Source organism: Micromonospora sp. LOL_015 (assembly GCF_048060275.1).
Lineage (GTDB): Bacteria > Actinomycetota > Actinomycetes > Mycobacteriales > Micromonosporaceae > Micromonospora_E.
The window spans coordinates 1-1,008 of record NZ_JBHMIO010000147.1 but is presented as its reverse complement, the minus strand read 5'-3'; the positions used below and the strand labels follow the sequence as shown (position 1 = coordinate 1,008).

1 protein-coding gene and 1 pseudogene are annotated in these 1,008 nt (G+C 69.8%); both read left to right on the top strand.

The features are described 5' to 3' along the window. Window positions 1-5: 5 nt before the first annotated feature. Window positions 6-590: pseudogene (locus tag ACFHWU_RS29200) on the top strand (WD40 repeat domain-containing protein); the annotation flags it as partial. A 111-nt stretch (window positions 591-701) separates the two neighbouring features. Beyond that, the coding region (locus ACFHWU_RS29195) for a WD40 repeat domain-containing protein (RefSeq protein ID WP_416592311.1) at window positions 702-1,008 on the top strand (307 nt) is incomplete at its 3' end.

The following is a 1,008-nucleotide window of genomic DNA, read 5'->3' as shown; positions in this document are numbered from 1 at the left end:
GTGAGGTGCGGGCGGTAGCGGTGCTGCCCGGTCCGGACGGCCGACACCTCATCGTCACCGGCTTCGGCGACGGATCGGTACAGATCTGGGACCCCGGCACCGGCGAGCGACTGGCCGAACTCACCCGCCGCTCTGGTGAGGTGCGGGCGGTAGCGGTGCTGCCCGGTCCGGACGGCCGACACCTCATCGTCACCGGAGACCGTTACGGATCGGTACGGATCTGGGACCCCGGCACCGGCGAGCGACTGGCCGAACTCACCGGCTACGCCGGTGAGGTGCGGGCGGTAGCGGTGCTGCCCGGTCCGGACGGCCGACACCTCATCGTCACTGGCGGCGGCTCGGGCGACGGATCGGTGCGAGTTTGGAATCCGGACACTGGTGACCAGCTGGCCGAACTCACCGGTCACGCCGGTGCAGTAAGGGCGGTGGGTGTGCTGCCGGGTCCGGACGGTCGATATCGCATCGTCACCGGCGGTGGCTTCGGCGACGGATCGATACGGATTTGGGATCCAGACACTGGTGACCAGCTGGCCGAACTCACCGGCCACGCCGGCCGGGTGAACGCTGTGGCAGCTCTGCCGGGTCCGGACGGTCGACATCGCATAGTCTCCGGCGGCCTTTATGGGGGCGTGCGGGTATGGGACCCCGGCACCGGCGACCAGTTCGCCGAACTGTTCGGCCGCCTCGACGGGGTGAGAGCGGTGGCGGTGTTGTCCGGCCTGGGCGGCCGACACCATATTGTAATCGGCGGCCTTTATGGGGGCGTGCGGGTATGGGACCCCGGCACCGGTGACCAGCTGGCCGAACTCACCGGCCACACCGGTGAAGTCAGGGCGGTGGCGGTGGCGGTGCTGCCTGGGCGAGACCGCCCACACCGCATCGTCACCGGAGACCGTGATGGTTCGGTGCGAGTTTGGGATCCGCATTCCGGTGATCTGCTGGCCGAACTCACCGGCCACACCGGCCAGGTGGCGGCGGTGGCGGTGCTGCCCGGTCCAGACGGCGGAC